Below are 24,359 nucleotides of genomic sequence, written 5' to 3'. Positions count from 1 at the left end.
CCCCTGAAGTCTCTTACTTGGTCCGGGCCAGCGAGCGGCGGGCCGCCGCGACGACGTTCTCCGTCGTGAACCCGAACTCGCGGAACAGCGTCTGGTAGTCCGCCGAGGCGCCGAAGTGCTCGATGGACACGATCTCGCCGGTGTCGCCCGCGAACCGGTGCCACGGCTGGGCGATGCCCGCCTCGACCACCACGCGCGCCTTCACCGACGACGGCAGCACCTGCTCCTGGTAGCTCTTGTCCTGCGCGTCGAACCACTCGACGCTCGGCATGGACACCACCCGGGTGGCGACGCCCTCGGCCTCGAAGACCTTGCGGGCCTCGACCGCGATCTGCAGCTCCGAGCCGGTCGCGATGAGGATCAGCTCCGGCTCGCCGTCGCCCTCCAGCACGTAGCCGCCGCGCGCGACGCCCTCGGCGGCCCTCTCCTTGGTGCCCTCGAGCACGGGGATGTTCTGGCGGGTCAGCGCCAGCCCCACGGGGCCGGTCTGCTCCAGCGTCGCCTTCCAGGCGGCGGCGGTCTCGTTCGCGTCACCGGGCCGCAGCACGGCGAGGCCCGGGATGGCGCGCAGCGCCGCGAGGTGCTCGATCGGCTGGTGCGTCGGACCGTCCTCGCCCAGGCCGATGGAGTCGTGCGTCCAGACGTACGTGACCGCGGCCTGCATGATCGCGGCCAACCGGACGGCCGGGCGCATGTAGTCGCTGAACACCAGGAACGTGCCGCCGTACGGGCGGGTCGGGCCGTGCAGCGCGATGCCGTTGAGGATCGAGCCCATGGCGTGCTCGCGGACACCGAAGTGCAGCGTGCGGCCGTACGGGTTGGCCGACCACATCTTGGTGGAGATCGTCTCGGGGCCGAAGGAGTCCGCGCCCTTGATCGTGGTCAGGTTGGACTCGGCCAGGTCGGCCGAGCCGCCCCACAGCTCCGGCAGCACCGGGCCGAGGGCGGACAGCACCTGGCCGGACGCCTTGCGGGTCGGCACGCCCTTGGCGTCGGGCTCCCACGACGGCAGCGCGTCCGCCCAGCCCTCCGGCAGCCGGCGGGCGACCAGGCGGTCCAGCAGCGCCTTGCGCTCCGGGTTCGCCTGCGCCCACGCGTCGAACGACTTCTGCCACTCGGACTTGGCGGCCTCGCCGCGCTTGACCACCGAACGCGTGTGCTCCAGCACCTCGTCGGAGACCTCGAACGTCTGCTCCGGGTCGAAGCCCAGGATGCGCTTGACCTCGGCGACCTCGTCCGCGCCCAGGGCCGCGCCGTGCGCCGCGCCGGTGTTCTGCTTGTTCGGCGCCGGGAAGCCGATGATCGTGCGCAGCAGGATGAACGACGGGCGCTCGGTCTCCGCCTTGGCGTTCTCCAGGGCCTCGAGGATGCCCGTCACGTTCTCGCCGCCCTCGACGACCTGCACGTGCCAGCCGTAGGCCTCGTAGCGCTTCGCGGTGTCCTCGGACAGCGCGATCGTCGTGTCGTCCTCGATCGAGATCTTGTTGTCGTCGTAGATCACGGTCAGGTTGCCCAGCTTCTGGGTGCCCGCCAGCGACGACGCCTCGGACGTGACGCCCTCCTCGATGTCGCCGTCGGAGGCGATCACGAAGATGTGGTGGTCGAACGGGCTCTCGCCGACCGGCGCGTCCGGGTCGTACAGGCCGCGCTCGCGGCGGGCGGCCATCGCCATGCCGACCGCGTTCGCCAGGCCCTGGCCCAGCGGGCCGGTCGTGGTCTCGACGCCGCGCGTGTGGCCGACCTCGGGGTGGCCCGGGGTCTGCGAGCCCCACGTGCGCAGCGCCTTGAGGTCGTCCAGCTCCAGGCCGTAGCCGTTGAGGAACAGCTGGACGTACAGCGTCAGGCTGGAGTGGCCCGCGCTGAGCACGAACCGGTCGCGGCCGATCCAGTCGGCGTCGGCCGGGTCGTGCCGCATGACCCGCTGGAACAGGGTGTACGCGAGCGGCGCGAGGCTCATGGCGGTGCCGGGGTGGCCGTTGCCGACCTTCTGCACGGCGTCCGCGGCCAGGACGCGGGCGGTGTCCACCGCGCGCCTGTCCAGGTCGGTCCAATCTTCGGGCAGGTGGGCTTCGGTCAACCGGGCGATGTCATCGGTGACGGACACTGACTTCCAGCTCCAAACTCACTAGGCGGCGGTTGTGACGGCCGGCGTGAACTTAATCGATCCCGTCAGGCCCGATCCGCGGCTACCAAGGTCCGCCGGCCAGCCTAGTCCGACGAACGGACGCACGTGCCACTCACGCTCTGTGGGTGTACGCACAGGCATGGCTGGTGCGTTCAGGGAGTACCCGAAGGGGCTGCTCGGGCAACGCGCGGTTACCATCTGTCCATCCCCTGACCTGACGAGGAGCGCGACGCCATGAGTGCCGTCACCGAGGCTCCGGCGCGGTCGCCCCGGCAGGTCGTCGGCGCGTATGTCGCGCTGACCAAGCCACGGGTGATCGAGCTGCTGCTGATCACCACCATCCCGGCGATGCTCCTGGCCGCCCGCGGCCTGCCGCCGCTGTGGCTGATCGCGTGCACCCTGGCGGGCGGCACCCTGGCCGCGGGCTCGGCGAACGCGCTGAACTGCTACGTCGACGCCGACATCGACTCGGTGATGAAGCGGACCAGCGCCCGGCCGCTGGCGAAGGACGCCATCCCGCCGCGCAACGCGCTGATCTTCGGCATCGTGCTGGGCGTCGTGTCGTTCGGGTTCCTGTGGCTGACCACGAACCTCATGTCGGCCGTGTTCGCGGTGGCCACGATCCTGTTCTACATCTTCGTCTACACCCTGGTGCTCAAGCGCCGGACCTCGCAGAACATCATCTGGGGCGGCATGGCCGGCTGCATGCCGGTGATCATCGGCTGGTCCGCGGTGACCGGCACGGTGGCGTGGCCCGCGCTGGTGATGTTCGGCGTGATCTTCTTCTGGACGCCGCCGCACACGTGGGCGCTCGCGATGAAGTTCAAGGAGGACTACGCGCGGGCCGGCGTGCCGATGCTGCCGGTGGTGGCGACGGCGCAGCAGGTCACGCGCCAGATCGTCATCTACTCGTGGATCACGGTCGCGTGCACGCTGCTGCTGGCGCCGGTGACGTCGTGGATCTACGTCGCGATCGCGGCGGCGTCGGGCGTGTGGTTCGCGGTGTTCGCCCACCGGCTGCACGGCGTCGTGCGGCGCGGCGGGTCGACGAACACGATGAAGTTCTTCCACCTGTCGAACCTGTACCTGATGCTCGTGTTCTGCGGCCTGGCCGTGGACGCGGTGATCGGCCTGCCGGTCCTCGGCTGGCCGTTCTGAGCTTGATGCACTTTCCGCATATTTGCGGATAGCTAGCCTGATCGACATGGCTGTGCAGGGGGATGGGTCGCCACCCGATCGGGGCACGTTCGACAAGGCGACAGTCGATCGCTGGCAGGTGTTCGGCGGCATGGCCGGCGTCGCCGCGCTGCTGCTCTCGGTGGTCGGCGGCATCCAGGACCAGGTCCCGTTGTCGCTGGTGGCGGCCGGTGTCGTCACCCTCGTCGGTGTCTGGCTGCTCTACCGGTGGGGCCGTCGTCCTCGGCAGCAGCTGACCAAGCACTTCGTGGTGCCGGTGCTGCTGACCGTGGTGGGCGCCGCCACGGGCGGTGTGCTCGGCGGCCTGGACTGCGCCCCACCGCCGGTGAAGCCCGCGCCGGATCGGCCACCACCACGACGACCGCGGTCGCCGCCGATGTGGGCGGCTCCACGTCCACGCCGGCGGCGGGGCCGACGACCGGCGGGAGCACGACCACCGGGAGCACGACCACCGTCGTCCCGGCGCCGCCCGCCGCCGGGCAGGTCCGCGCCGGTCAGGTGACGATGAACTACGACTACTCCATCGACTTGGACTCGACCACCGACGAGAACGGTGGTGTCACCGCCAAGTCGACGCAGCGGACCGACCTGAAGTACGAGGGCGGGTTCCGCGCCGCGCACATCGTCCTGGTCGCGGAGAAGCTCGCCGAGGCGCCGCCCACTCATCAGGAGTGCTCGGCCGCCACGGCCGTGGACGATTACATCAACAGCGAGATGGTGGGCCAGGGCGCGTCCTTCTGCGTGAAGACGACAGAGGGCCGCTGGGCCGGCTTCGTCGTGGTGGACGTCGATTCCTACCGATGGGTCAAGTTCGACCTGGTCGTGTGGGACAAGCAGGCCTAGGACACCGCCGACAGCAGCTCGTTCACCGTCGGGTCGTCCAGCGACTCCACGATGCACGACCACAGCTCCAGGTTCGCCGTGGCCCACCTGGAGTAGGTGGCCGCCGCCTCCGGGTCGTAGAAGTAGTAGCCCTCGTCGTGCTTGCCCCGCTGCTCGCCGACGATCTTGTGCGCCAGCTCCCTGAGCGAGATGCCGTTCTCCTCGAGGTACTTGGGCGCGAGCACCACCGGCGTCACCGGCAGCGCCTTGAACAGCGTGTCCGCGTCGGACAGCGCCTGCGCCTCGAGCGGGATGTCGCGGTGGCGGGTGCGCATCTCGGCCTCCTCGACCACCGCGTCGACCCGCGCCGCGACCTCGTCCGGCACGCCCGCGCGCGCCAGGATGTCCAGCCGCAGCTTCCTGCCGTCCACCGGCAGCGAGTTGCGCCGGACCATGTAGTTGACGTCGTGGACGAGGGCGGCCACCTCGACCAGCGACACGTCCGAGCCGTTGCGCCGGGCGAAGTGGACGGCCTTGTCCCGCACGAAGCTGACGTGGTGCCAGCCGTGGAACTGCAGTTTCGCGGCGAGGTCGCGGCACAGCCGCCACACCTCGCCCTCCACCTCGGAGATCGCCCGCGCCGTGACCGCGTTCGTGACCGTACTCATTGGACCCTCCCGTGCCGGGTGGGCCGATGGTAGGGGCGCGCGAAGATCGTTGGCGCGGGTTAGAGGTTGTTCGTCAGGACCTCCAACCTCGCCTCGACCGGCACGTGCCGGTGGCTGGTCCGGGTGTCGGGGTCGTAGCTGAGGCTCCACGGGCTGACCGCGCGCGACTTGACCAGGAACGTCATGGTGTCGTCGGCGGCCTTCGGGATGCGGTGGAACTCGTGCGCGAGCATCGTGCCCGAGGAGCCCTCGTGGGCCTCGGCGCTGCGCAGCAGGGTGGTGGACACGATCTGCCGGCCTTCGTCGGCCACGTCCGCGGTGAAGCGCTCGTGCAGGTAGGAGCCCGACACGATGGTGGTGCAGAAGTGGTAGCGGTGGTTGTGGATCGAGTCGGCGTAGCCCGGTCGCCAGTCCCGCTGCGGCTTGTACTCGTGCAGCCAGAACGTGAACGGCTCGGCCGGCTCGTCCCGCAGGCACCACGCGAAGTGGGTCGTCGTCTCGCGGGATCTGGCCACCACGCGCATCTCGTCCTGCGGTGAGAGGGCGCGCAGGTGCCCGCGCAGCCTCTCCCGCAGGCCGGGTCGGCCCGCCCACTCCTGGAAACGCCTCTCGACGTGTCCCCAGTGGTCGACGACAGGGGGGTCGGCCACGGCGATGAGCGTGGCGAGCTCCGCGAGGGCGGAGAACCCGGTGAACTCGGTGAGCACGACTTATCAGCTCCCCAGCTGAGCGGAGGCGGAGAATTCTTTGCGGAATCGGTGGAACTTCTCCTCGAGCGATCGGAACCCGTCGTCGGTGAGCGGGTCGCCGGTGATCTTCTCGAACAGGGCGAGGAAGTCCGCCCGACTGGTGCCCGGCGTGATGACGATGTGGAGCCCTGCCTTGGAATTGCTGATGCGCAGGAACTCGGCGCGTTCCATCCCGTAGATGAACGAGCCCTCCGAGAACCGCACCGTGCGCGGGTAGAGCCGGATCACGCCCGCGCTGGTGTTGCTGTAGAGGGTGAGCCAGACGCTGTCGTCGAAGAGCTCCAGTCGGTCCAACGGCGGGTCGGACACGATCGTCAGGTCGATCCGCGAGCACCGGCCGCGGGCCAGGAACAGCCCCACCAGGCCGATGGAGATCTGCTCGCGCAACCGCGCCGCGATCGCGTCGTAGTCGCCGTCCACGCCCTCGTTGCGCAGCAGGTAACGCGCCCGCCCGCGGATCGCGTCGTCGTCCCGCGGATCGGCCAGGACGGCTCTGAGCTCGCACTCCGTCTGCGACAGCAGCAGCCGGCCGGCCGCGTAGCGCCCCGCGAAGCCGCGGAACACGTACAGCCGCGTGCGCTCCAGGTCCTGCATCATGACCTGGTTGAAGGCCGGATCGGGCCGTGCGGTCGGCTCGAACACGTGAGTGGGGAAGAACTCGCGGTCCAGGGCCCGGTACTCGGCGGCGAGGTCGCGCAGCGCCCGGCGGCTCTCCTCCACGACCGGCGTGACCAACGCCCGTTGCGCGGCCGAACTGGTGATCAACGTCTGCCCGAACCCGACCACGGCGGAGATCAACGTGCCGGTGCCGACCGACGTGAGGAACGTGCGCAGGGCTCCTTGATCCATCGTGCTGGAAATGGCCAGAGCGCTGCCGGAAGTGACGACTAGGCTGAGCAGGAGCAGCCCTGTTCTGGTCCAGAACAATTCCTGTAACAGGTTGCTGCGGATGCCCTTCGGCTCCGCGGACACGGTGTCACCTCCTTGGTGGGCACTCGAACGGCCGAATGCTCTCGGTATGCGATCAAGTGCGCGGAGTTACTGTACGCGCGAGTACGCAACGGCGGAAGCGGTAATTAGTGGCACATTTGCGGATTGTTTCGAAGATCGACGACCGCGCACCGTGATCGGCGTTGGGCCTGCCGGTGGGGCCGCGGCGCGCCGCGCGGGCGTGAACCCTAAGCTCGGCAACCATGCGTACTGTCGGCCGTACGGCCCTGGCTCTCGTCTCCCTGTTGTCCGCCGGTCTGGCGCTGACCGCGTGCACCGCTAGCGACCGGCCGTCCACCCTCACCAACACCCCGCCCGCGACCGCCGCCCAGCCCGAGGCGCAGCAGCCCACCGAGGCCGACTTGCCCGAGCCGAGCGGCCCGCCGTGCGCGGTGGCGCAGTACCAGGTGACCGGCGCGCCGGGGGAGAAGCCGACGATCACCGTCCCGACCGGCTGCACGCCGCAGGACGGCCTGCTGGTCGAGGACCTGACCGAGGGCACCGGCGCGGAGATCAAGCCCGGCTCCACGGCGCAGCTGCACTACGTGCTGGCGACGTTCCGCGACCAGCGCACGCGCGAGTCGTCGTGGGACAACGGCGAGCCGTTCGAGCTGGCGAACATCGGCCAGGCCAACGTGATCCAGGGCTGGAACGAGGGCCTGATCGGGCTCAAGGAGGGTGGTCGCCGGCTGCTCGTCGTGCCGTCGGACAAGGGTTACCCGAACGGCAAGGACGACATCCAGCCCGGCGAGACGCTGATCTTCGTGGTCGACGCGGTGAAGGTCGCCGGCTGAGCGGCGCCCGCCGGGAGCGGCGGAAGGGCGGTCCCGCGTCGGGGCCGCCCTTCCGCGCGTCCGGGCCAGGCGCCGACCGGCACGCGGCGCCCGTCGCCGTCAGGGCAGGAGCAGCAGCTTGCCGGTGGTGCGGCGGGCTTCCAGGTCCTCGTGCGCCCGCCGTGCCTCGGCCAGCGGGTAGCGCCCGCCGATCCGCACGGTCAGCGCACCCTCCACGATGGCGGCGAACAGCTCACCGGCCCGCCACTCCAGCTCCTCGCGGGTGGCCACGTGCGCGCCCAGCGACGGCCGGGTCAGGAACAGCGAACCCGCCTGGTTGAGCCGCTGGGGGTCGAACGGCGGCACCGCGCCGCTCGACGCGCCGAACAGCGCCAGCATGCCGCGCGGCCGCAGGCTGGCCAGGCTCCCGTCGAACGTCGTCCGGCCGACGCCGTCGTAGACCGCCTCGACGCCCACGCCGTCGGTCAGCCTCCGCACCTCGGGCGCGAAGTCCACCAGGTCGTACCTGATCACCTCGTCGGCGCCGGCCTCGCGCGCCAACGCCTCCTTGGCCTCGGTGGACACGGTGCCGATCACGCGCGCGCCCCGCGCCTTGGCCAACTGCACCAGCAGCAGCCCCACACCGCCCGCGGCGGCGTGCACGAGCACCGTGTCGCCCTTCTGCACGGGGTACGTGGACGCGACGAGGTAGTGCGCGGTCAGGCCTTGGAGCAGCAGCGCGCCCGCCGTGTCGTCGTCCACCCCTTCGGGCACCGGCACCGCGTCCTTGACCGACACCACGGCCTGCTCCGCGTAGCTGCCGAGGGACTGCGCCCAGGCCACGCGGTCTCCCACCGCGAACCCGGCGACGTCCGGACCGACCGCGCTCACCCGGCCGGCGCCCTCCAGCCCCGGCCCGAACGGCAGGGACAGCGGGTAGCGGCCCTCGCGGTGGTAGCAGTCGATGAAGTTCACCCCGGCGGCGGCCACGTCCACGAGCAGCTCGCCCGCGCCGGGCGAGGGCGCCTCCACGTCGGCGAGCTCCAGCGCTTCCGGCCCGCCGGTCGCGCGCACCACCACTGCCTTGGGCATCGTGCGTCCTCCTGATTGCTCTGTTCGTACGTCAGTACGCCAACCACCGCGGCGGTCGGTCTGTTCCGCGTCCCGCCGCCGACCCGGCGGAGCGTCTCACCTGCCGAGAGCGACCTTGCGGGCCAGGCCGAGCGGCAACGCGCCCGCGCCCGCGATGGTGTCGTGGAACTCGCGCAACGAGCCGGTGAACTCGGACCGGATGCGCTCGATCTCCAACGCGCCGGTCAGGTACGACGGGGCCTGCGTCGGCCACGCGCAGTACCGGCTGACCTCGCCGGCGGCCGTGCCGGGCGTCAGCGACGCCTTCGTGGTCATGAACTCCTCGGCCTGCTCGACGGTCATGTCGCCGCAGTGCAGCGCGGTGTCCACGATCATCCGCGCGGCGCGGAACAACCGCGCCTCGACGTGCGCCAGCTCCTGCGCCAGAGCCCTGGCCGCGTCGCCGACCACCTCGGCGGTGAAGTAGCCCTGCTCGCGCAGCAGCTTCTCCGCGTACAGCGCCCAGCCCTCGGAGAAGTACGGCGTGCGGAACACCTTGCGCACCGGCCGGTCCTGCGCGGCCAGCCACGACAGGTGCCAGTGGTGGCCGGGGTACGCCTCGTGCACCGCGATCGTGGCCAGCTGGGCCCGGGAGTTGGTGCGCAGCCGCTGGGTGGTCTGCTCGGCGGTGAACCCGTCCGGTGGGAACGGCACGAAGAAGTGGCCCGTCCGCCGGTCGGTCAGCGGCGGCGGCGACATGTAGGACGCCACCGACAGGACCGGGCGCTGGAACGTGGGCGACGGCACGACCCGGCACTCCTCGCCCTCGGCGAACGTCACCAGGCCGTGCTCGACCAGGAACGCCCGCGCCCGCCGCGTCTCCGCCTCGTACTCGGCGCGCATCGCCTCCGGCGTCGGCGGGTGGTCGTCCTGGAACGACGCCATCACCGCGTGCCAGTCGTCCGACCCGGCCAGCTCGCGCATCTCGGCGTCCAGCTCGGCGTAGGCGGCCTCGCCACGCTGGTGCAGCTCCGCCGCGCCGTAACCCAGCACCTCCTGCTCGCGCAGCAGCGTCGAGTAGAGCCGCTCGCCCATCCGCCAGTCGCCCTCGGCGCGCTCGGCGAAGTCGTCCAGGAACACCGCCAGCTCGTCGAACGCCCGCGCGGCGGGTCCGGCGGCCTCGGCCAGCTCCGCGCGCAGCGCCGGGTCGGACACCTCGGCCGGCAGCGTGGCGGTCAGGAACGCCCGGCCGGTGCGCGCCTGGTCGGCGGCCCGCTTGACGATCTTCGGCGCGGCCAGCCCCGGGTCCAGGTTCGCCCGGCACGCGGCCAGCACGGCGGGCACCTCGCCCAGCCGCTTCACCACGCTCGCCACCAGCTCCGGCTCCGGCCGCAGCCGGTTGAGGAACGCGCTGAACAACGGGTACAGCACCGCGCCGGTGTAGACGGACGGGTCGCGCCGCCACGCGGGCCACGTCGCCTTCGCCCGCACGCCGCGCAGCACGGAGACGATGAGGTCGCGGTCCACCGAGCCCTGGAGGTCGTCGGTAGTGACGGCGGCGAACCGGTCGAGCCACGCGTCCGCGCCGCGTTCGTATTCGGTGAACGCGCCCGCGCTGAAATCGCCGAGGGTGTGGTCGTGGGCGGGTGAGCCGAGCATGGCGGCGGTGCCCGGGTTGCGGTCGAAGTGCCACGCGAGGAACTGTTCGACCAGGTGGGTGAGGTTCTGGGTATCGGTCACGACCCGCAAGCTACCCCGCGACCGCGAGGTCCGGGAGGCGCTGGAAATCCCCTTGGGCTTTGCCTGTTGACGCCATAAGTTCCTCGCGTCCGGACAGGGGGAATGGTCGTGAAGCACAACAACCCGGAATTCGCCGAGATCGCCCGGCGCGCCACGATCCTGCGCACGCAGGTGGGTTCGGGCGTGCACGGGACCGCCATCGAGGGCACCGACGACCGCGACGAGATGGGCGTGTGCGTCGAGCCGCCGGAGTTCGTGATCGGGCTGCGCCGCTTCGAGCAGTACATCCACCGCAGCGCCGAGGAGCGCACGGGTGTGCTCAACACCCCGTCCGGCCCCGGCGACTTGGACCTCGTCGTGTACTCGTTGCGGAAGTGGCTGCGCCTGGCGCTGCAGGGCAACCCGACCGTGCTGCTGCCGTTGTTCGCGCCCGAGCACGAGATCGTCTCGGTCACCGACCTGGGACGTGACCTGCGCGCCAACTCGGACATGATCGTGTCCCGGTTGGCGGGCCGGCGGTTCATCGGCTACCTGCACAGCCAGCGCAGGCGCATGGTGGACGGCACGGTGGCCAAGCGCGTCAACCGGCCCGAGCTGGTCGCGCGGCACGGCTACGACACGAAGTACGCCTCGCACATGGTGCGGTTGGGCGTGCAGGGCGTCGAGCTGCTGGAGACCGGCCGGATCACGCTGCCGATGCCGGAGCCGTGGCTGACCTGGATCCGCGACCTGCGCCAGGGCCGGCACACGCAGCAGGAGGCGATGGACGCGGCCGAGTCGCTGGAAGCCCGGTTGGAGGAGCTGACCGCGGAGTCCTCGCTGCCCGAGCGGCCCGACCACGCGCGGGCCGACAAGTGGCTGGTCGAGGCCTACGAGTCGGTGTGGTCGACGGTGTGGTCGTCGTCCTGAGCCGGGCGGTGAGTGCCGTCACGTGCGCGGAAGTTACCGGCAGGTTCTAGTCTGGCCGACGTGGCTGAGGACAAGAAGATCGGGCGCGCGGTGAAGACGGCGACGGCGTTCGTGGCCGCGCACGGGAAGCCGGCCCGCGCGGTCGTGCAGAACGTCGGGCGGGCCGGCGCGCGGGTCGTGCTGGTCGGCGACGACGGCGCCATGGGCGACGTGGTGCTGCCGGACGTGGCGTCGGCGGAGGCGCTGGTCGAGGCCGTCGCCGACCTGGACCGGCACGAGTGGGACCGCGAGACGACGGCCGCGGTGAAGATCGGGCCGGCGCACCGCCGCAAGATGGCCGGCCGGTGAAGGTCCTCTTCGCGACCTGCGACACGCTGCCCGCCGGCGACGGCGACGACGACGCCCTGGTGGACGCCCTCGCCGACGTCGGCGTGCACGCGTCGTGGGCGGCGTGGGGCGCGCCGACGTCGGCCGACCTGGTCGTGCTGCGGTCCACCTGGGACTACCCCGAGCGGCTGCCGGAGTTCCTGGCCTGGTGCGACGCCGAGCCCGCGCTGGTGAACCCGGCGTCGGTGGTGCGGTGGAACACCGACAAGACCTACCTGGTCGAGCTCGCGCGCCACGGCGTGCCGGTCGTGCCGACGGCGGTGGCCGGGCCGGGCTTCACCGACTGGCCGGACGGCGAGTTCGTGGTGAAGCCGACCGTCGGCGCCGGTTCGCGCGGCGCGCTGCGGGTCGCGGCCGGCGACCACGGGACCGCCGCCGCGCACCTGGACGCGCTGGGCGTGCCCGCGCTCGTGCAGCCGTACCAGTCGCGGGTGGACTCCGTCGGCGAGACCGCGATGGTGTTCCTGGGCGGGCAGTACTCGCACGCGTTCACCAAGGGCGCCATGCTCACGCCGGACGCGGAGTTCGACGAGTCCGGCCTCTACATCGTGGAACGGCTGTCCGGCGCGGCGCCCTCACCCGCGCAGCGCCGGGTCGCCGAGGACGTCATGGACGCCGCCGCCGCGCTGATCGGCCTGCGCCGCGACGAGCTCCTGTACTCGCGGGTGGACCTGGTCCCGGGCGTCGACGGCGCGCCGCTGCTGCTGGAGCTGGAGCTGGTCGAGCCCTCGCTCGGGTTCCGCCAGACCGACGCCACCGCCCCGCTCCGGTTCGCCTCCGCGGTCCGGGCGGCCCTCGCCCGGCGGTAGTTCCCGACCTATGACGACGACGAACGCCGGGGCACTGGACCCCGGCGTTCGTCGTCACCGCGAAGGTCTCACTTCAGGCCGGAGCCGATGCCGGTCAGCGACCGGACCTCCATCTCGGCCTGCTTGGCCGGGTCGGCCTTCTCCTTGCTCAGGACCGTGCCGAGGTAGCCGCACAGGAACGAGAACGGGATCGACACCAGACCCGGGTTGCTCAGCGGGAACCAGGCGAAGTCGACGTCCGGGAAGATCGACGACTTCGCGCCGGACACGGCGGGGGAGAAGGCGAGCAGGAAGATGCACGACCCGAGCCCGCCGTAGACCGCCCACAGCGTCCCCGGCGTGTTGAACCGCTTCCAGAACATCGAGTAGATGATCGTCGACAGGTTCGCCGACGCCGCCAGCGCGAACGCCAGCGCCACCAGGAACGCCACGTTCTGCCCGTTCGCCGCGATGCCGCCGACGATCGCCAGCAGCCCGACCACGACCGCCGTCAACCGGGCGACCCGCACCTCCGACCTCGGGTCGGCCTGGCCCCGCTTGATCACGTTCGCGTACACGTCGTGCGCGAACGACGCCGACGCCGTCAACGTCAGACCGGCCACCACCGCCAGGATCGTCGCGAACGCCACCGCGCTCACCACGCCGAGCAGCACCGCGCCGCCGACCTCGTAGGCCAGCAGGGGCGCGGCCGAGTTCTCGCCGCCGGGCGCCGCCGCGATCTCCTTCGAGCCGACCAGCGCCAGCGCGCCGAAGCCGATCACCAGCGTGCACAGGTAGAACGTGGCCATCATCCACGTCGCCCACACCACCGAGCGGCGCGCCTCGCGGGCGTTCGGCACGGTGTAGAACCGCATCAGCACGTGCGGCAGCGACGCGGTGCCGAGCACCAGGGCCAGCGCCAGCGAGATGAAGTCGAGCCGGCTGGTCGGCGTGGCGCCGTAGCGCACGCCCGGTTCCAGCACCTCCGGCCCGAGCGGCGTGTTCCGCGACGCCGCCTCCAGGATCGCCGACAGGCTGAAGCCGAACTTGCCCAGCAGGAACACCGTCAGCAGGGTCACGCACATGATCAGGAAGACGGCCTTGATGATCTGCACCCACGTGGTGCCCTTCATGCCGCCCAGCAGCACGTACAGCACCATGACGATGCCGACCACCGCGATGATGACCGACTGCCCGACCTTGCTGTGCACGTCCAGCAGCAGCGCCATGAGCGCGCCCGCGCCTGCCATCTGCGCGATCATGTAGAACAGCGAGATCACCAGGGTCACGTTGGCCGCCGCGGCGCGCACCGGGCGTTGCCGCATCCGGAACGCCAGCACGTCGCCCAGGGTGAACCGGCCGGTGTTGCGCAACCGCTCGGCGATGATCATCAGGCCGAGCAGCCAGGACACGACCCAGCCGATCGAGTAGAGGAACCCGTCGTAGCCGTTGACCGCGATGCTGCCGGAGATGCCGAGGAACGACGCGGCGGACAGGAAGTCGCCCGACAGCGCGATGCCGTTCTGCGGCCCGGTGAAGCTGCTGCCCGCGGCGTAGTAGTCCGACGCGGTGGCGTTGCGGCTGCCCGCCCGGTACACGACGTAGAGGGTGATCAACACGAAGACGCCGAAGACGCCGAGGTTGATCGCGGTGTTGCCGCCCATCAGCCCTGGTCCTCCGCCGTGAGCGCGCGCACCGAGTCGACCTGCGGGTCGAGCTTGCGCCGCGCGTAGCGGGCGTAGCCCAGCGTCAGCGCGATCGTGGTGACGAACTGGAGCAGGCCGAACAGCAGACCCACGTTGATCACGCCCCACACCGGCGTGCCCATGAAGTCCGGCGCGTACGCCGACAGCGCGACGTAACCCAGGTACCACAGCAGGAACCCGCACGTCGCCGGCAGCACGAAGATCGCCGTCCGCCGGCGGAGCTCGCGGAAATCAGCGCTCGCCTGTAGCGCGACGAAGTCCGGGTCGCCCGCTTCGTCGACCAACAGGGATGACCCCGGGTCGTCGAAAGTGGCGAAGCCGCGCCCGCCGCGAGCGGGTCTGGAATCCGTCGGAGGCAGGATCGCCTTCGTCATCAATCCTCCACGGGGATTTGCCTCGTCGTGCGCGCGGATGCGCGGGCCGCCGGCGAGCGCTCAGCGTAACCGCGTTGCGCCGCCAGTCAACGACGTGCCGCCAACGGTCGTGTCACCGCTGCTCAGTCGATGCCGGACCGTTGTCTCGGTTGGCGTCCGTGTCGCCCGGCGTGGTCACGCTGCGCCGATCGGATGAGGACCTACCGCAAGGTCGTTGTCCCACGCCTGTTCACCACCTACTATCCGCCCAGCAACATCACGGTCGTCGATCATCAATACGTCGACGTCGTTCAACTTCGAAACAACTACGGACTTTCCGGGGCTTGTCTGGTGACTGGCGACAACATCGCGCGCGGGCAGTGGTGGAGCGCCGTCGCGGACTGGCGGAATTGGCGTCTGCCGGTCAAGCTCGCGGCCGTGCTGGCGGTGCCCGTGCTCGTCGCCGTCGGCGCGGGCGTGGTGCAGATCCGCGGGTACGTCAAGAGCGCCGACACCTACGCCTCGATGCAGCGCGTCGTCACGCTCCGTGCCGGCATGGACCCGCTGATCGCGGGCGTGCAGGCGGAACGGGCGCGGTCGGCGCGGCGGGCCGAGGGCGAAGGCGTGCCCGAGGCCGACTTCCGGGAGCTGACGCGCGCCACCGACAACGCCGCCGCGGGCGTGCGGAACCTGATGGAGCGCACCACGACCCTCGGCGAGGTCGCCAACGCCCGGTTCCGCGACGTGACCGTCCAGCTCGACGGCCTGCCGCAGCTGCGCGAACGCGTGGTGGCGGGCAGCGTCGACCTGGAAGGCGCCGTCGGCGGCTACACCGTGGTGCTGCGCGCCCTGCTCGACTTCGACCAGGCCATGGTCGGCGACTTCGGCGACCCGGCGCTGTCCGGCACCGCGACCGCGCTGCACAACCTCGCCATGGCGGGCGAGCAGGTGTCCTGGCAGCACGCGACGGTGCTGGCCGGCATCAGCCGAGGGCGGCTGCTCGACTCCGAGGACGTCGCGCTGGAGCAGTCCTACACCCGCCAGCAGGACAAGCTGGCCGACTTCTCCGCCGTCGCCACCCCGCAGCAGCAGGCCGACTACCGCAGCACCGTGTCCGGCCAGGAGGTCGACCTCCGCAACAGCCTGTTCCAGCAGGTCCGCACCAACTCCACCGCGGTGGAGCTGTTCGTCAAGGCCGACGACTGGAACCGCGGCTCGGAGGCCACCCTCCGGCAGCTCGGCGTGGTGCTGCACGCGCTGGAGGGCCAGCTGGCCGCCGCCGCGAGCCGGTTGCAGGACTCCACCAGCGACCGGGCCGGCGCGGCGTCGGTGATCCTGCTCGCCTCGATGTTCGCCGCCGCCGCGGTCGGCTACGTCGTCGGCAGCTACCTGCTGCGCTCCCTGCGCGCGCTGCGCACCGCCGCGCTGGACGTCGCCGAGCACCGCCTGCCCACCCTGGTGGCGCAGCTGCGGGAGAACGCCGCGCACGACGTGAGCGTGACGCCGGTGCCCGTGCACACCAGGGAGGAGTTCGGCCAGCTGGCGCGCGCGTTCGACGCGGTGCACCGGCAGGCCGTCAGCTCCGCGGCCGAGCAGGCCGACCTGCGCACCGGCATGCGCAACGCGTTCATCAACCTGTCCCGCCGCAGCCAGGGCCTGGTGGAGCGGCAGCTCAAGCTCATGGAGGAGCTGGAGCGGCAGGAGGAGAACCCCGAGCAGCTCGCGAACCTGTTCAAGCTGGACAACCTCGCCACCCGGATGCGCCGCAACAACGAGAACCTGATGGTGCTGTCGGGCAGCGACGTGGCCCGCCGCTTCACCCGCCCGGTGCCGCTGGGCGACGTGCTGCGCGCCGCCGCGTCCGAGATCGAGCAGTACCAGCGGGTCGTCGTGCAGACCACGCCGTCGGTGGAGGTCGTCGGCTACGCCGCGGGCGACCTGGTGCGGCTGGTCGCCGAGCTGCTGGACAACGCGACCACGTTCTCGCCGCCGCGCACCCAGGTGGTCGTCGGCGGACGGCCGCGGCCCGGCGGCGGCGTGCTCGTCGACGTGATCGACCTCGGCGTCGGCATGTCGGAGGAGGACCTGGCGCAGGCCAACCGCCGGATCGCGCTGGCCGCGTCGGAGGACTCCGGCGAACTGCCCGTGTCGCGCCAGCTCGGCCTGTACGTGGTCGGCAGGCTCGCCGGGCGGCACGGCATCGAGGTGTCGCTGCGCGAGCAGGGCGACGGGCTGCGCGCGGTCGTGGCGCTGCCCGCCGAGCTGGTGCGCCCGACCGGGTCGACGCCGTCCCGCGCGCCGGCCCCGCAGCCGTCCATCCCGGCGCCGTCACCGTCCACCGGGCCGCAGCCGGCGCTGCCTCGCTCCTCGGGCCCGCAGCCCGCCCTGCCGCAGCCCGTCCTGCCTCGCGCCACGGGTCCGCAGCCGGCGCTGCCGCCGTCGACCGGCCCGCAGCCGGTCCTGCCGCGGGCCGCGGTGCCCGGTCTGCCGCAGCCGGCGCTGCCACCGGTCGTGCCGCTGAAGGACGACGGGTGGACCCCGTTCCGCGGGCGCACCGTCGACACCCCGGCCGCCACCCCGCCCGCCACGCCGGCGTCCGCGCCGCGGCGGACGGCCTCGACCTGGTTCGGCGGCGCGGCGGCGCCCTCCGGACCGGCGGAACAGGCGCGGCACCGGGCCGCGGACACCCACGCGCGCGGGGAGGCGCCCGTGAACGACAAGCCCGTGAACGACAATCCGGCGGAACTGCCCAAGAGGCAGCCGCGGAGCAATCTGGTGGCCGAACGGCCGAGTGCGCCCGACGCGGTGGCACCCGTACGGAGGGATCCGCAGGCGACACGCGGCTTCCTCGCCAGCTACCAGACCGGGATCCGGCAAGGTGTGCGGGGTTCCGGTGAGAATCGAGCTGGGCAGGAGAGCGGATGAGCACGCAGAAGTCGCGACAGGTCGACCAGTTCGGCTGGCTGGTGAGCAACTTCGCCGATCGCGTGCCCGGGGTGGCCCACGCCGTGGTGATCTCGGTGGACGGTCTGCTGCTGACCGCGTCCACCGGGCTGCCCGACGACCGGGCCGACCAGTTGGCCGCGATCGCGGCGGGCGTGGCGAGCCTGACCGAGTCGGCGGCGAGGTGCTTCGACGGCGGCGGCGTGTTGCGGTCGGTGATCGAGATGCAGTACGGGATCATGCTGCTGATGTCCATCAGGGACGGCTCGTGCCTCGCGGTGCTGGCCGCACCGGACGCCGATGTCGGCCAGGTCGCCTACGAGATGACCGTGGTCGTGGACCAGGTCGGCCAGCTCCTGACCCCGGAGCTGCGCGCCCAGCTCCACGGCGCGAAGCGGATGATGGCCCGCCCGTCTGCGTGAGGTGGTCATGGACCGGAACGAGGACACCGGGTCGTCGGACGAGACGTTCGCCGCCCTGCTCAACGGGTTCAGCCTCGACTCCTCCCGCCGCCGCAAGCAGGAGCAGCCGAAGCCCGAGCCGCGTCAGGCCGGGACCGGGGACACCAAGCCCCACCGGCCGGTCTTCGACGACGACGAGGACGAGTTCGAGTACCCGCGCGAGGAGGCGGCCTCGATCGTCCGCGCCTACTCGTGGACCGGCGGCCGGACCACGTCGTCGATCCAGCTGGAGATCGAGACGCTGGTGTCGGCGGTGGACTGGGACTACCCGGGAGCCATGAAGGCCGAGTACCACGAGGTGATCGCCCTGGTCGCCAGGCCGCGGTCGGTGGCTGAGGTCGCCGCCCTGCTGCGCCTGCCGCTCGGCGTGGCCAAGGTGCTGCTCGGGGACATGGCCGAACGGGGCCTGATCGACGTCCACCGCACCGCGTCCACCGACGGCGACTCGCCCGACCTGGGCCTGATGGAACGCGTCCTCGCCGGCCTCCGCCGCCTCTGACCCCGCGCGTCGAACGCTCGGAACCCCCGGGTCGAACGCCCCGGACGGCGCGCCGCCTTTGCGTGATGATCAGCACACGACCTATCGTGGCTTCAGTGTCGACCGAAGTACCGGTCGTCGAGCCGAGGGGGTCGGATGAGCGTCGGACGGGAAACGCGGCTGTCGGCGTGGATCGAGCGGTTCGCGGCGCACTTCGCCGAGGAGGGCATCCCGCTGATCGGCGGTCGCATCCTCGGCTACCTGCTGGTGTGCCAGCCGACGGAGCGGACCGCCGCCGAGCTGTCCCAGGAGCTGGAGGCGAGCAGCGGCTCGATCAGCACGAACCTGAAGTTCCTGGTCAACGCCGGCCTGGTGACGAAGCGCACGCGGCGCGGCAGGCAGGCGGCGCAGTACCGGATCAACGAGAAGCGGTGGGTCGACCTGATCCAGCGCAAGCTGGACGCCCTGGTGAGCGTGCGCGAGCTGACCGAGGCCGGGATGCGGCTGATGAGCGGCGACCCGGAACGCGCCGTGCGGCTGCGGACCGTGGACGACCTCTACACGTGGCTGGCCACGGAGCTGCCCGCGGTCTGGGAGCGCAGGCCCTCGTCCTCGCGCTGAGGCCGTTCGCGGGTCGACACCCACAGGGCGGCGGTGGCGACGACGACCGCGCCGGCGCCCAGCACGTGCAGCGAGACGAGCACCTCGGGCACGCCGGTCCAGTACTGGACCATGCCCAGCGCGCCCTGCGCGAGCACCACGGCCACGAGCGCGTAGTACGGCCGCCGCGGCACGGGGTGGCCGCGCAGCGCGAAGCCCAACGCGATCAGCATGCCGAGGAACAGGAACAGCAGGTCGGCGTGCACCTGCGACAACGTGTCCACCGACACGTCCAGGCGCGGGGTGGCCGCGTCGCCCGCGTGCGGTCCGGCGGCGGTGACGAAGGTGCCCGCCAGCAGCAGCAGGCCGAGCGTGCCCGCCTGCACGACCTGCAACGCCAGCAACGCCCGCGGCACGCGCGGCCGGGCGGGCTCGTCGCCCTCGCCCAGCGCCGCGACCAGCAGCACGGCGAACCAGACCAGCGCCATCGACACCAGGAAGTGCACGCTCACCGTCCACCACAGCAGGCCCGTGAGCACGGTGAACCCGCCGATCACGGCCTGCAGCACGACGCCGCCGAACTGCACCAGCGCCAGCACCACGACCCGCTTGCGCCGCGGCCGGTTGAACCACGCCGCCAGCACGCACAGCCCGGCGATGACGCCGACCACGCCGGTCAACGTGCGGTTCCCGAACTCGACCCACTGGTGCAGCGACGCCACCTCGGGGTGCTCGACCGGCACGAGGCTGCCTTCGAAGCACTGCGGCCAGGTGGGGCAGCCCAGGCCCGATCCGGTCACCCGCACGATCGACCCGGTGACCGCGATGCCGCCTTGGGCGATCACGACCGCGATGGCGAACGCGCGCTGGAACGTGCTCAGGAAGGTGGTGAACCAGGATGGGGCGGACACGAACCGATGGTAGGTACCACTGGCTGAGAACCGCCGCCCGGGGGTGTCACCCGAGCTTCGTGGTCCTCGTCGCCAGCGCGCCCGCGGCCACGCCCCAGACCAGCAGCACGGCCACGTGACCGGGGCTCGGCGCCGTCCCCTCGACCACGGCGTCGTGCAGCGCGAGGGCGAGCGCGGCGGACGGCAGCGCGTCGACGACGGTCGCCAGCCACGTCGGCAGGCTGTCCACGCCGAGCGCGACGCCGCCGATGAGCAGCAGCACGAACCACACGATGTTGGCCAGCGCGAGCACGATCTCCGCCCGCAGCGCGCCGCCGAGCAGCACGCCGAGCGCGCCGAACGACAGCGTGCCGAGCACGATCAGCACGGCCGCCCACAGCAGGCCGGTCGCGGACGGCAGCCGCCAGCCCAGCAGCAGCGCGATCACGGCGATGATCACGACCTGCACGGCGACCACGGCCAACGCCGCGACGACCCGTCCGGCGACCAGCAGCCAGCGGGGGAGCGCGGTCGCGGCGAGCCGCTTGAGCACGCCGTAGCGCCGGTCGAAGCCCAGCGCGATCGCCTGCCCGGTGAACGCGGAGGAGATCACGGCCAGCGCGAGGATGCGCGCGGTGGCCGAGCCGACCCGGGGGTCGGGCACCGGGATGACGTCCATGAGGCTCATCGCGACCAGCAGCGCCGCCGGGATGAGCACGGTCAGCAGGATCTGCTCGCCGTTGCGCAGGGTGAGCACGGTCTCGGTGCGGGCCTGGGCGAGCAGCATCCGGCCGAGCTTCCCGCGACCGGGCGCGGGCGTGAACGTGCCGGGCGCGAACGAAGGCGAGTCGGTCACGAGCGCAGCTCCCTGCCGGTCAGCTCCAGGAACACGTCCTCCAGGCTGCGCCTGGCCACGGTGAGCTCCTCGGCCAGCACGCCCTGCTGCGCGCACCACGAGGTGACCGTGGAGAGGACCTGCGGGTCGATGTGGCCCTGCACCAGGTAGGTGCCCCGGCTGGCCTCACGCACCTGGAGGCCCTCCGGCAGGGCGTCGCGCAACAGCGTCAGCTCCAGCCCCGGTCGGGCGCGGAAGCGGAGCTGCCGGTCGTCGGCGTGGTGCTCGGTGAGCTCGGCCGGGCTGCCCTGGGCCACGACGCGGCCGGCGTCGACGATGACGACGTGGTCGGCGAGGGCTTCGGCCTCGTCCATGAGGTGCGTGGTCAGCAGCACGCTGACGCCGTCCGCGCGCAGCGCCGACACGAGCTCCCACACCAGGCGGCGGGCCTGGGGGTCCATGCCGGCGGTCGGCTCGTCCAGGAACACCAGCTCGGGCCGTCCGACCAGGGCGCACGCCAGCGACAGGCGTTGCTGCTGCCCGCCGGAGAGCCGCTTGTACGGGGTGCGCACCGAGGACGACAGGCCGAGCACGTCGAGCAGCCACGCGGGGTCGAGGGGGTTGGCGGCGCACGCGGCCACGAGGCGCAGCATCTCGTCGGCCCGCACGCCCGGGTAGCCGCCGCCGCCCTGCGGCATCACGCCGATGCGGGGGCGCAGCCGGTCGCCGTCGCGCTTCGGGTCGAGCCCGAGGACGCGGACCTCGCCGCCGTCGGCCGCCCGGAACCCCTCGCACACCTCGACGGTCGTCGTCTTCCCGGCGCCGTTGGGGCCGAGCAGCGCGAGGACCGTGCCGGTGTCCAGGGTGAGGTCGAGTCCGTTCACCGCGACGGTGGAGCCGTAGCGCTTGACCAGCCCCGACACTTCCACGGCAGGGTGCGGGGGGTGCGGGCTCACGACGCGGAAGCCTAGGGCGTCGCCCGGCCCGGCCCGGTGGTGGGGTCAGCCCTACCAGGGTTCTCCGGGTGGCTTCAGGGTCGTCTCGGGGGTGTTCCCGATATCTTCGGTCACCATTCCGGGCGAAGATTTTCCCGTGGTGGAGATCCGGGGGAAAAGACGGGCGGCGGTGTTGCCGCTGGCCGTTGTGGGACTCGTCCTGTCGCTGTTCCCGATTGTTTACCTGCACGTGGCGTCGGTCGGCGAGCTCAGCCCGATCGCCCACACGATCAGCGACTACATCTTCGTGGACAACGGCAGCGGGCTCCTCGCGGTCACCTCGCTGACGCTGGCGGCGGCGTCGGTCGGCCTGCTCGTCGCCCTGGTCCGGTCCGGTTTGCCCAGGCGGGGGCCGGTGGCGGTGCTGATGGGGCTGTGGTCGGCCGGGTTGGCGGTGGCGACGGTGTTCCCCACCGACCCGACCGGCACGCCCACGTCGTTCTCCGGCGCGGTGCACCGGTACGCGGGCGCGGTGATGTTCGCGAGCCTGCCGCTGGCCGGGTGGCTGATTTCCCGGACGTTCATCTCCAGTACCACCCTGCGCCGTTTTTCCATCGCCGCGGGTATCACCTCGGTGGCATTCATGCTCAGCCACGTCTCGGTGGTCTACCCGGGTGGTGGCGCGGTCGTGCTCGGGCTTTTCGAGCGCGTTTTGTTCGCGTTGCTGTACGGGCTGCTGTTCGCGTTGGCCTCCGCCGTCCTGCGCCGCGAGGAGACGTCATGACGTGGCTCGCCGTCCTGCTCGCGGTCCTGGGCGCGGTGTTCTTCGCCTTCGCCGCGCGCCTGCAGCACGACGCCGTGCGGGCGAGCGGGGGCGCCGCGTTGCGGGTGCTGGACCTGCTGCGCAGGCCGCGGTGGCTGCTGGGCCTGGTGCTGCTCGTGCTGGGCGCCGGTGTGCACGCGGCGGCGCTGGGCATGGCGCCGTTGAGCGTGGTGCAGCCGGTCGGCGTGGTCGCGATCGGCATCACCGCGGTGCTCGACGGTCGTCGGCGTGAGCTGCCCGCGGTCGCGTGGACCACGTTCGGCGTAGGGGCCTTCGTGCTCCTGGCCGCGGGCAGCGCCACGTCCACCGCGGTCGTGCCGGAGGCCGAGGTGAAGGCCGCGCTGCTGGCGCTCGGCCTGATCGCGGTCCCGGGCCTGGTCGGCGTGCTGTCGACCCGGCCGGCGGTGCGCGCCCTCGGTTTCGGCGCGGCGGGCGGTGTCGCCTACGGCTTCGTCTCCGTGCTCATGCGGTCGGTGTCCCAGGACGTCCAGCAGGGCGGTCTGGCGTGGTCGACCGCGCTCTCGGCGGCGGGCATCGCCGCCGCCCTCGTCGTCGGCGGCTGGTTCATCCAGCACGCCTACGCCAGCGGACCGCCGCACGTGGCGGTCGCCTGCCTCACCGTGGTGGACCCGCTCGTGGCCGTCGGCATCGGCGCGGGGCTGCTCGGCGAGGCGACCCGGACCAGCCCGCTCGTCGGCGCCGCGCAGGTCGCGTGCGCCGCGATCGCCGTCGGCGGCGTCGTCGCGCTGGCCCGCACCCGAACCACTTCCGCAGTTCCCACCAGATCGGAGACGACAGTGACCAACGGACGCGCCATGCGGATCGTGATCGCCGCGGAGACGTTCCCCCCGGACGTCAACGGCGCGGCCCGGTTCGCCCACCGCCTCGCCACCGGCCTCGCCGGCCGCGGCCACGACGTGCACGTGATCTGCGTGTCGGCGGACGGCGCGGCCCGCACCGAGCGCGCCGACGGGACCACCGTGCACCGGGTCCGCTCGCACCGCACGCCGTTCCACCGCACGTTCCGCATCGGGCTGCCGTGGCAGGTGCGCGAGGACGTCAGCGTGCTGCTGGAGGAGCTGCGGCCGGACCTGGTGCACGTGCAGGCGCACTTCGTGGTGGGGCGGTACGTGCTGCGGCGGGCGGCGGCGCTGGGGATCCCGACGGTGGCGACGAACCACTTCATGCCGGAGAACCTGTTCGGGCACGCCCACGTGCCGGCGTGGTTGCAGGGCGTGGCGTCGCGGTGGGCGTGGCGCGACCTGGGGCGGGTGTTCGGCCTCGCCGACGTGGTGACCGCGCCGACGCCGCGCGCCGTGCAGCTGCTGCACGACAACGGTTTCCCCGAGCGCGCGGTGCCGGTGTCGTGCGGCATCGACATCGACCGGTACCGGGGGCGGCGGCCGGTGCGGCACACCGACGCGCCGACCGTGCTGTTCGTGGGTCGGCTGGACGAGGAGAAGCGGGTCGACGAGCTGCTGCGGGCGTTGGCGCTCGTGCCCCGGTTGCACGCCGAGATCGTCGGTGACGGCTCGTGCCGTGCCGAGTGGGAGCTGCTGGCGCGTGACCTGGGCATCTCCGACCGCGTCCGCTTCCGCGGCTTCGTGAGCGAGGACGAGCTGCTCGACGCCTACGCCGCGGCCGACGTGTTCTGCATGCCGGGCATCGCCGAGCTGCAGAGCCTGGCGACGATGGAGGCGATGGCCGCGGGCAAGCCGGTCGTGGTGGCGGACGCGATGGCGTTGCCGCACCTGTGCAAGCCGGGGCGCAACGGCTGGCTGTTCACGCCGGGCGACGTGCGCGGCCTGGCGGACCGCCTGCACGCCGTCACCGTCGACCCCGCCGTGACCGCCCGCATGGGCGCCGCGTCCGGCGACCTGATCGCCGCCCACGCCATCGACACCACCCTGGAGACCTTCGAGTCCCTCTACGCCCGCGCCCTCGGCCTCCCCACCCCGACCCGCACCCCCGCCCTGGCCGCGTGAGCCGAACCTCCCGGACCCCCGAGTTCGACGCTCAGGACACGGCCGCCCAAGGCAGGGCGGGGAAATCGGGGGGCCGGCCTGTGAGGCCCGGGGGGCCGGGGGGTCCGCCAGCCGGTCAGGCGACGGGGGAG

General features: G+C 72.1%; 24 protein-coding genes. 13 read left to right on the top strand and 11 right to left on the bottom strand.

What is annotated here, in order from left to right; all coding sequences use genetic code 11:
- Nucleotides 1–13: 13 nt before the first annotated feature.
- Nucleotides 14–2,104 carry a transketolase gene (gene tkt / locus AB0I91_RS40905; protein ID WP_498779783.1) on the bottom strand — a complete coding sequence of 697 codons (2,091 nt, stop codon included), beginning with the start codon at nucleotides 2,102–2,104 and terminating at the stop codon, nucleotides 14–16.
- Nucleotides 2,105–2,359: 255 nt separating this feature from the next.
- Here tkt and AB0I91_RS40900 point away from each other — a divergent pair, with 255 nt between their 5' ends.
- Genes AB0I91_RS40900 through AB0I91_RS40890 form a run of 3 tightly spaced genes read left to right on the top strand, consistent with a single transcriptional unit; the run spans nucleotide 2,360 to nucleotide 4,165 of the window.
- Nucleotides 2,360–3,283 carry a heme o synthase gene (locus AB0I91_RS40900; RefSeq protein ID WP_498779782.1) on the top strand — a complete coding sequence of 308 codons (924 nt, stop codon included), beginning with the start codon at nucleotides 2,360–2,362 and terminating at the stop codon, nucleotides 3,281–3,283.
- 46 nt (nucleotides 3,284–3,329) lie between these two features.
- Nucleotides 3,330–3,824 (top strand): hypothetical protein, encoded by a 495-nt coding sequence (locus AB0I91_RS40895; protein WP_499641707.1) that lies wholly within the window; start codon nucleotides 3,330–3,332, stop codon nucleotides 3,822–3,824.
- 2 nt (nucleotides 3,825–3,826) lie between these two features.
- Nucleotides 3,827–4,165, top strand: coding sequence for a hypothetical protein (locus tag AB0I91_RS40890; RefSeq protein ID WP_499641705.1), 339 nt, complete (start codon nucleotides 3,827–3,829; stop codon nucleotides 4,163–4,165).
- On the opposite strand, the gene AB0I91_RS40885 is transcribed toward AB0I91_RS40890, so the two are convergent.
- Genes AB0I91_RS40885 through AB0I91_RS40875 form a run of 3 tightly spaced genes read right to left on the bottom strand, consistent with a single transcriptional unit; the run spans nucleotide 4,162 to nucleotide 6,533 of the window.
- On the bottom strand, nucleotides 4,162–4,812 hold the full coding sequence (locus AB0I91_RS40885; protein ID WP_499616746.1) for an HD domain-containing protein: 651 nt from the start codon (nucleotides 4,810–4,812) through the stop codon (nucleotides 4,162–4,164). The genes AB0I91_RS40890 and AB0I91_RS40885 overlap by 4 nt on opposite strands.
- 59 nt (nucleotides 4,813–4,871) lie before the next feature.
- Complete coding sequence (locus AB0I91_RS40880; protein WP_498779776.1) at nucleotides 4,872–5,519, bottom strand: hypothetical protein; 648 nt, start codon at nucleotides 5,517–5,519, stop codon at nucleotides 4,872–4,874.
- 6 nt (nucleotides 5,520–5,525) lie between these two features.
- Nucleotides 5,526–6,533 carry a hypothetical protein gene (locus AB0I91_RS40875; RefSeq protein ID WP_498779775.1) on the bottom strand — a complete coding sequence of 336 codons (1,008 nt, stop codon included), beginning with the start codon at nucleotides 6,531–6,533 and terminating at the stop codon, nucleotides 5,526–5,528.
- 221 nt (nucleotides 6,534–6,754) lie between these two features.
- Between AB0I91_RS40875 and AB0I91_RS40870 the strand changes: the two genes are divergently transcribed.
- The gene (locus tag AB0I91_RS40870; protein WP_498779773.1) at nucleotides 6,755–7,345 is read left to right on the top strand and encodes an FKBP-type peptidyl-prolyl cis-trans isomerase; all 591 of its coding nucleotides are present in this window, start codon (nucleotides 6,755–6,757) and stop codon (nucleotides 7,343–7,345) included.
- A 99-nt stretch (nucleotides 7,346–7,444) separates the two neighbouring features.
- Here AB0I91_RS40870 and AB0I91_RS40865 read toward each other — a convergent pair whose 3' ends face one another.
- Both AB0I91_RS40865 and AB0I91_RS40860 read right to left on the bottom strand, forming a co-directional pair.
- Nucleotides 7,445–8,416 carry a quinone oxidoreductase family protein gene (locus AB0I91_RS40865; RefSeq protein ID WP_498779771.1) on the bottom strand — a complete coding sequence of 324 codons (972 nt, stop codon included), beginning with the start codon at nucleotides 8,414–8,416 and terminating at the stop codon, nucleotides 7,445–7,447.
- A gap of 96 nt (nucleotides 8,417–8,512) precedes the next feature.
- On the bottom strand, nucleotides 8,513–10,135 hold the full coding sequence (locus tag AB0I91_RS40860; RefSeq protein ID WP_499641703.1) for a DUF885 domain-containing protein: 1,623 nt from the start codon (nucleotides 10,133–10,135) through the stop codon (nucleotides 8,513–8,515).
- 108 nt (nucleotides 10,136–10,243) lie between these two features.
- Between AB0I91_RS40860 and AB0I91_RS40855 the strand changes: the two genes are divergently transcribed.
- The 3 genes from AB0I91_RS40855 to AB0I91_RS40845 are packed head-to-tail and all read left to right on the top strand — an operon-like array spanning nucleotide 10,244 to nucleotide 12,240.
- Nucleotides 10,244–11,044: a nucleotidyltransferase domain-containing protein gene (locus tag AB0I91_RS40855; protein ID WP_498779769.1), complete on the top strand. Its 801-nt coding sequence runs from the start codon at nucleotides 10,244–10,246 to the stop codon at nucleotides 11,042–11,044.
- A 60-nt stretch (nucleotides 11,045–11,104) separates the two neighbouring features.
- Nucleotides 11,105–11,392 carry a hypothetical protein gene (locus tag AB0I91_RS40850; protein WP_498779768.1) on the top strand — a complete coding sequence of 96 codons (288 nt, stop codon included), beginning with the start codon at nucleotides 11,105–11,107 and terminating at the stop codon, nucleotides 11,390–11,392.
- Nucleotides 11,389–12,240 (top strand): ATP-grasp domain-containing protein, encoded by an 852-nt coding sequence (locus AB0I91_RS40845; RefSeq protein ID WP_498779766.1) that lies wholly within the window; start codon nucleotides 11,389–11,391, stop codon nucleotides 12,238–12,240. The genes AB0I91_RS40850 and AB0I91_RS40845 overlap by 4 nt, the downstream gene beginning before the upstream one ends.
- 68 nt (nucleotides 12,241–12,308) lie before the next feature.
- On the opposite strand, the gene AB0I91_RS40840 is transcribed toward AB0I91_RS40845, so the two are convergent.
- Together AB0I91_RS40840 and AB0I91_RS40835 are read right to left on the bottom strand one after the other, a co-directional pair.
- Nucleotides 12,309–13,883 carry a monocarboxylic acid transporter gene (locus AB0I91_RS40840; RefSeq protein ID WP_498779764.1) on the bottom strand — a complete coding sequence of 525 codons (1,575 nt, stop codon included), beginning with the start codon at nucleotides 13,881–13,883 and terminating at the stop codon, nucleotides 12,309–12,311.
- Nucleotides 13,883–14,209, bottom strand: coding sequence for a DUF485 domain-containing protein (locus AB0I91_RS40835; RefSeq protein ID WP_498779762.1), 327 nt, complete (start codon nucleotides 14,207–14,209; stop codon nucleotides 13,883–13,885). Before AB0I91_RS40835 ends, AB0I91_RS40840 begins: the two co-directional genes overlap by 1 nt.
- Before the next feature lie 420 nt (nucleotides 14,210–14,629).
- On the opposite strand from AB0I91_RS40835, the gene AB0I91_RS40830 reads away from it, so the two are divergent.
- The 4 genes from AB0I91_RS40830 to AB0I91_RS40815 all read left to right on the top strand — a co-directional run bounded on the left by AB0I91_RS40830 (nucleotide 14,630) and on the right by AB0I91_RS40815 (nucleotide 18,781).
- Nucleotides 14,630–17,203, top strand: coding sequence for a nitrate- and nitrite sensing domain-containing protein (locus AB0I91_RS40830; RefSeq protein ID WP_498779760.1), 2,574 nt, complete (start codon nucleotides 14,630–14,632; stop codon nucleotides 17,201–17,203).
- Nucleotides 17,200–17,643: a roadblock/LC7 domain-containing protein gene (locus AB0I91_RS40825; RefSeq protein WP_498779759.1), complete on the top strand. Its 444-nt coding sequence runs from the start codon at nucleotides 17,200–17,202 to the stop codon at nucleotides 17,641–17,643. The genes AB0I91_RS40830 and AB0I91_RS40825 overlap by 4 nt, the downstream gene beginning before the upstream one ends.
- A 7-nt stretch (nucleotides 17,644–17,650) precedes the next feature.
- Complete coding sequence (locus AB0I91_RS40820; protein WP_498779757.1) at nucleotides 17,651–18,181, top strand: DUF742 domain-containing protein; 531 nt, start codon at nucleotides 17,651–17,653, stop codon at nucleotides 18,179–18,181.
- Between the two features lie 135 nt (nucleotides 18,182–18,316).
- Complete coding sequence (locus AB0I91_RS40815; protein ID WP_230569132.1) at nucleotides 18,317–18,781, top strand: GbsR/MarR family transcriptional regulator; 465 nt, start codon at nucleotides 18,317–18,319, stop codon at nucleotides 18,779–18,781.
- On the opposite strand, the gene AB0I91_RS40810 is transcribed toward AB0I91_RS40815, so the two are convergent.
- The 3 genes from AB0I91_RS40810 to AB0I91_RS40800 all read right to left on the bottom strand — a co-directional run bounded on the left by AB0I91_RS40810 (nucleotide 18,718) and on the right by AB0I91_RS40800 (nucleotide 21,441).
- Complete coding sequence (locus AB0I91_RS40810) at nucleotides 18,718–19,671, bottom strand: COX15/CtaA family protein (protein WP_498779754.1); 954 nt, start codon at nucleotides 19,669–19,671, stop codon at nucleotides 18,718–18,720. The genes AB0I91_RS40815 and AB0I91_RS40810 overlap by 64 nt on opposite strands.
- A 46-nt stretch (nucleotides 19,672–19,717) precedes the next feature.
- The gene (locus AB0I91_RS40805; RefSeq protein ID WP_498779884.1) at nucleotides 19,718–20,437 is read right to left on the bottom strand and encodes an ABC transporter permease; all 720 of its coding nucleotides are present in this window, start codon (nucleotides 20,435–20,437) and stop codon (nucleotides 19,718–19,720) included.
- Nucleotides 20,438–20,502: 65 nt separating this feature from the next.
- On the bottom strand, nucleotides 20,503–21,441 hold the full coding sequence (locus tag AB0I91_RS40800; RefSeq protein WP_498779752.1) for an ABC transporter ATP-binding protein: 939 nt from the start codon (nucleotides 21,439–21,441) through the stop codon (nucleotides 20,503–20,505).
- A 136-nt stretch (nucleotides 21,442–21,577) separates the two neighbouring features.
- Between AB0I91_RS40800 and AB0I91_RS40795 the strand changes: the two genes are divergently transcribed.
- Nucleotides 21,578–22,204, top strand: a complete 627-nt coding sequence (locus AB0I91_RS40795) for a DUF998 domain-containing protein (protein ID WP_499618050.1) — start codon at nucleotides 21,578–21,580, stop codon at nucleotides 22,202–22,204.
- Nucleotides 22,201–24,228, top strand: a complete 2,028-nt coding sequence (locus AB0I91_RS40790; RefSeq protein ID WP_499641700.1) for a glycosyltransferase — start codon at nucleotides 22,201–22,203, stop codon at nucleotides 24,226–24,228. Before AB0I91_RS40795 ends, AB0I91_RS40790 begins: the two co-directional genes overlap by 4 nt.
- The last annotated feature ends 131 nt before the right edge of the window (nucleotides 24,229–24,359 follow it).

This window comes from Actinosynnema sp. NPDC049800 (assembly GCF_040656635.1).
Lineage (GTDB): Bacteria > Actinomycetota > Actinomycetes > Mycobacteriales > Pseudonocardiaceae > Actinosynnema.
This window is presented reverse-complemented; position numbering and strand designations above follow the sequence as displayed.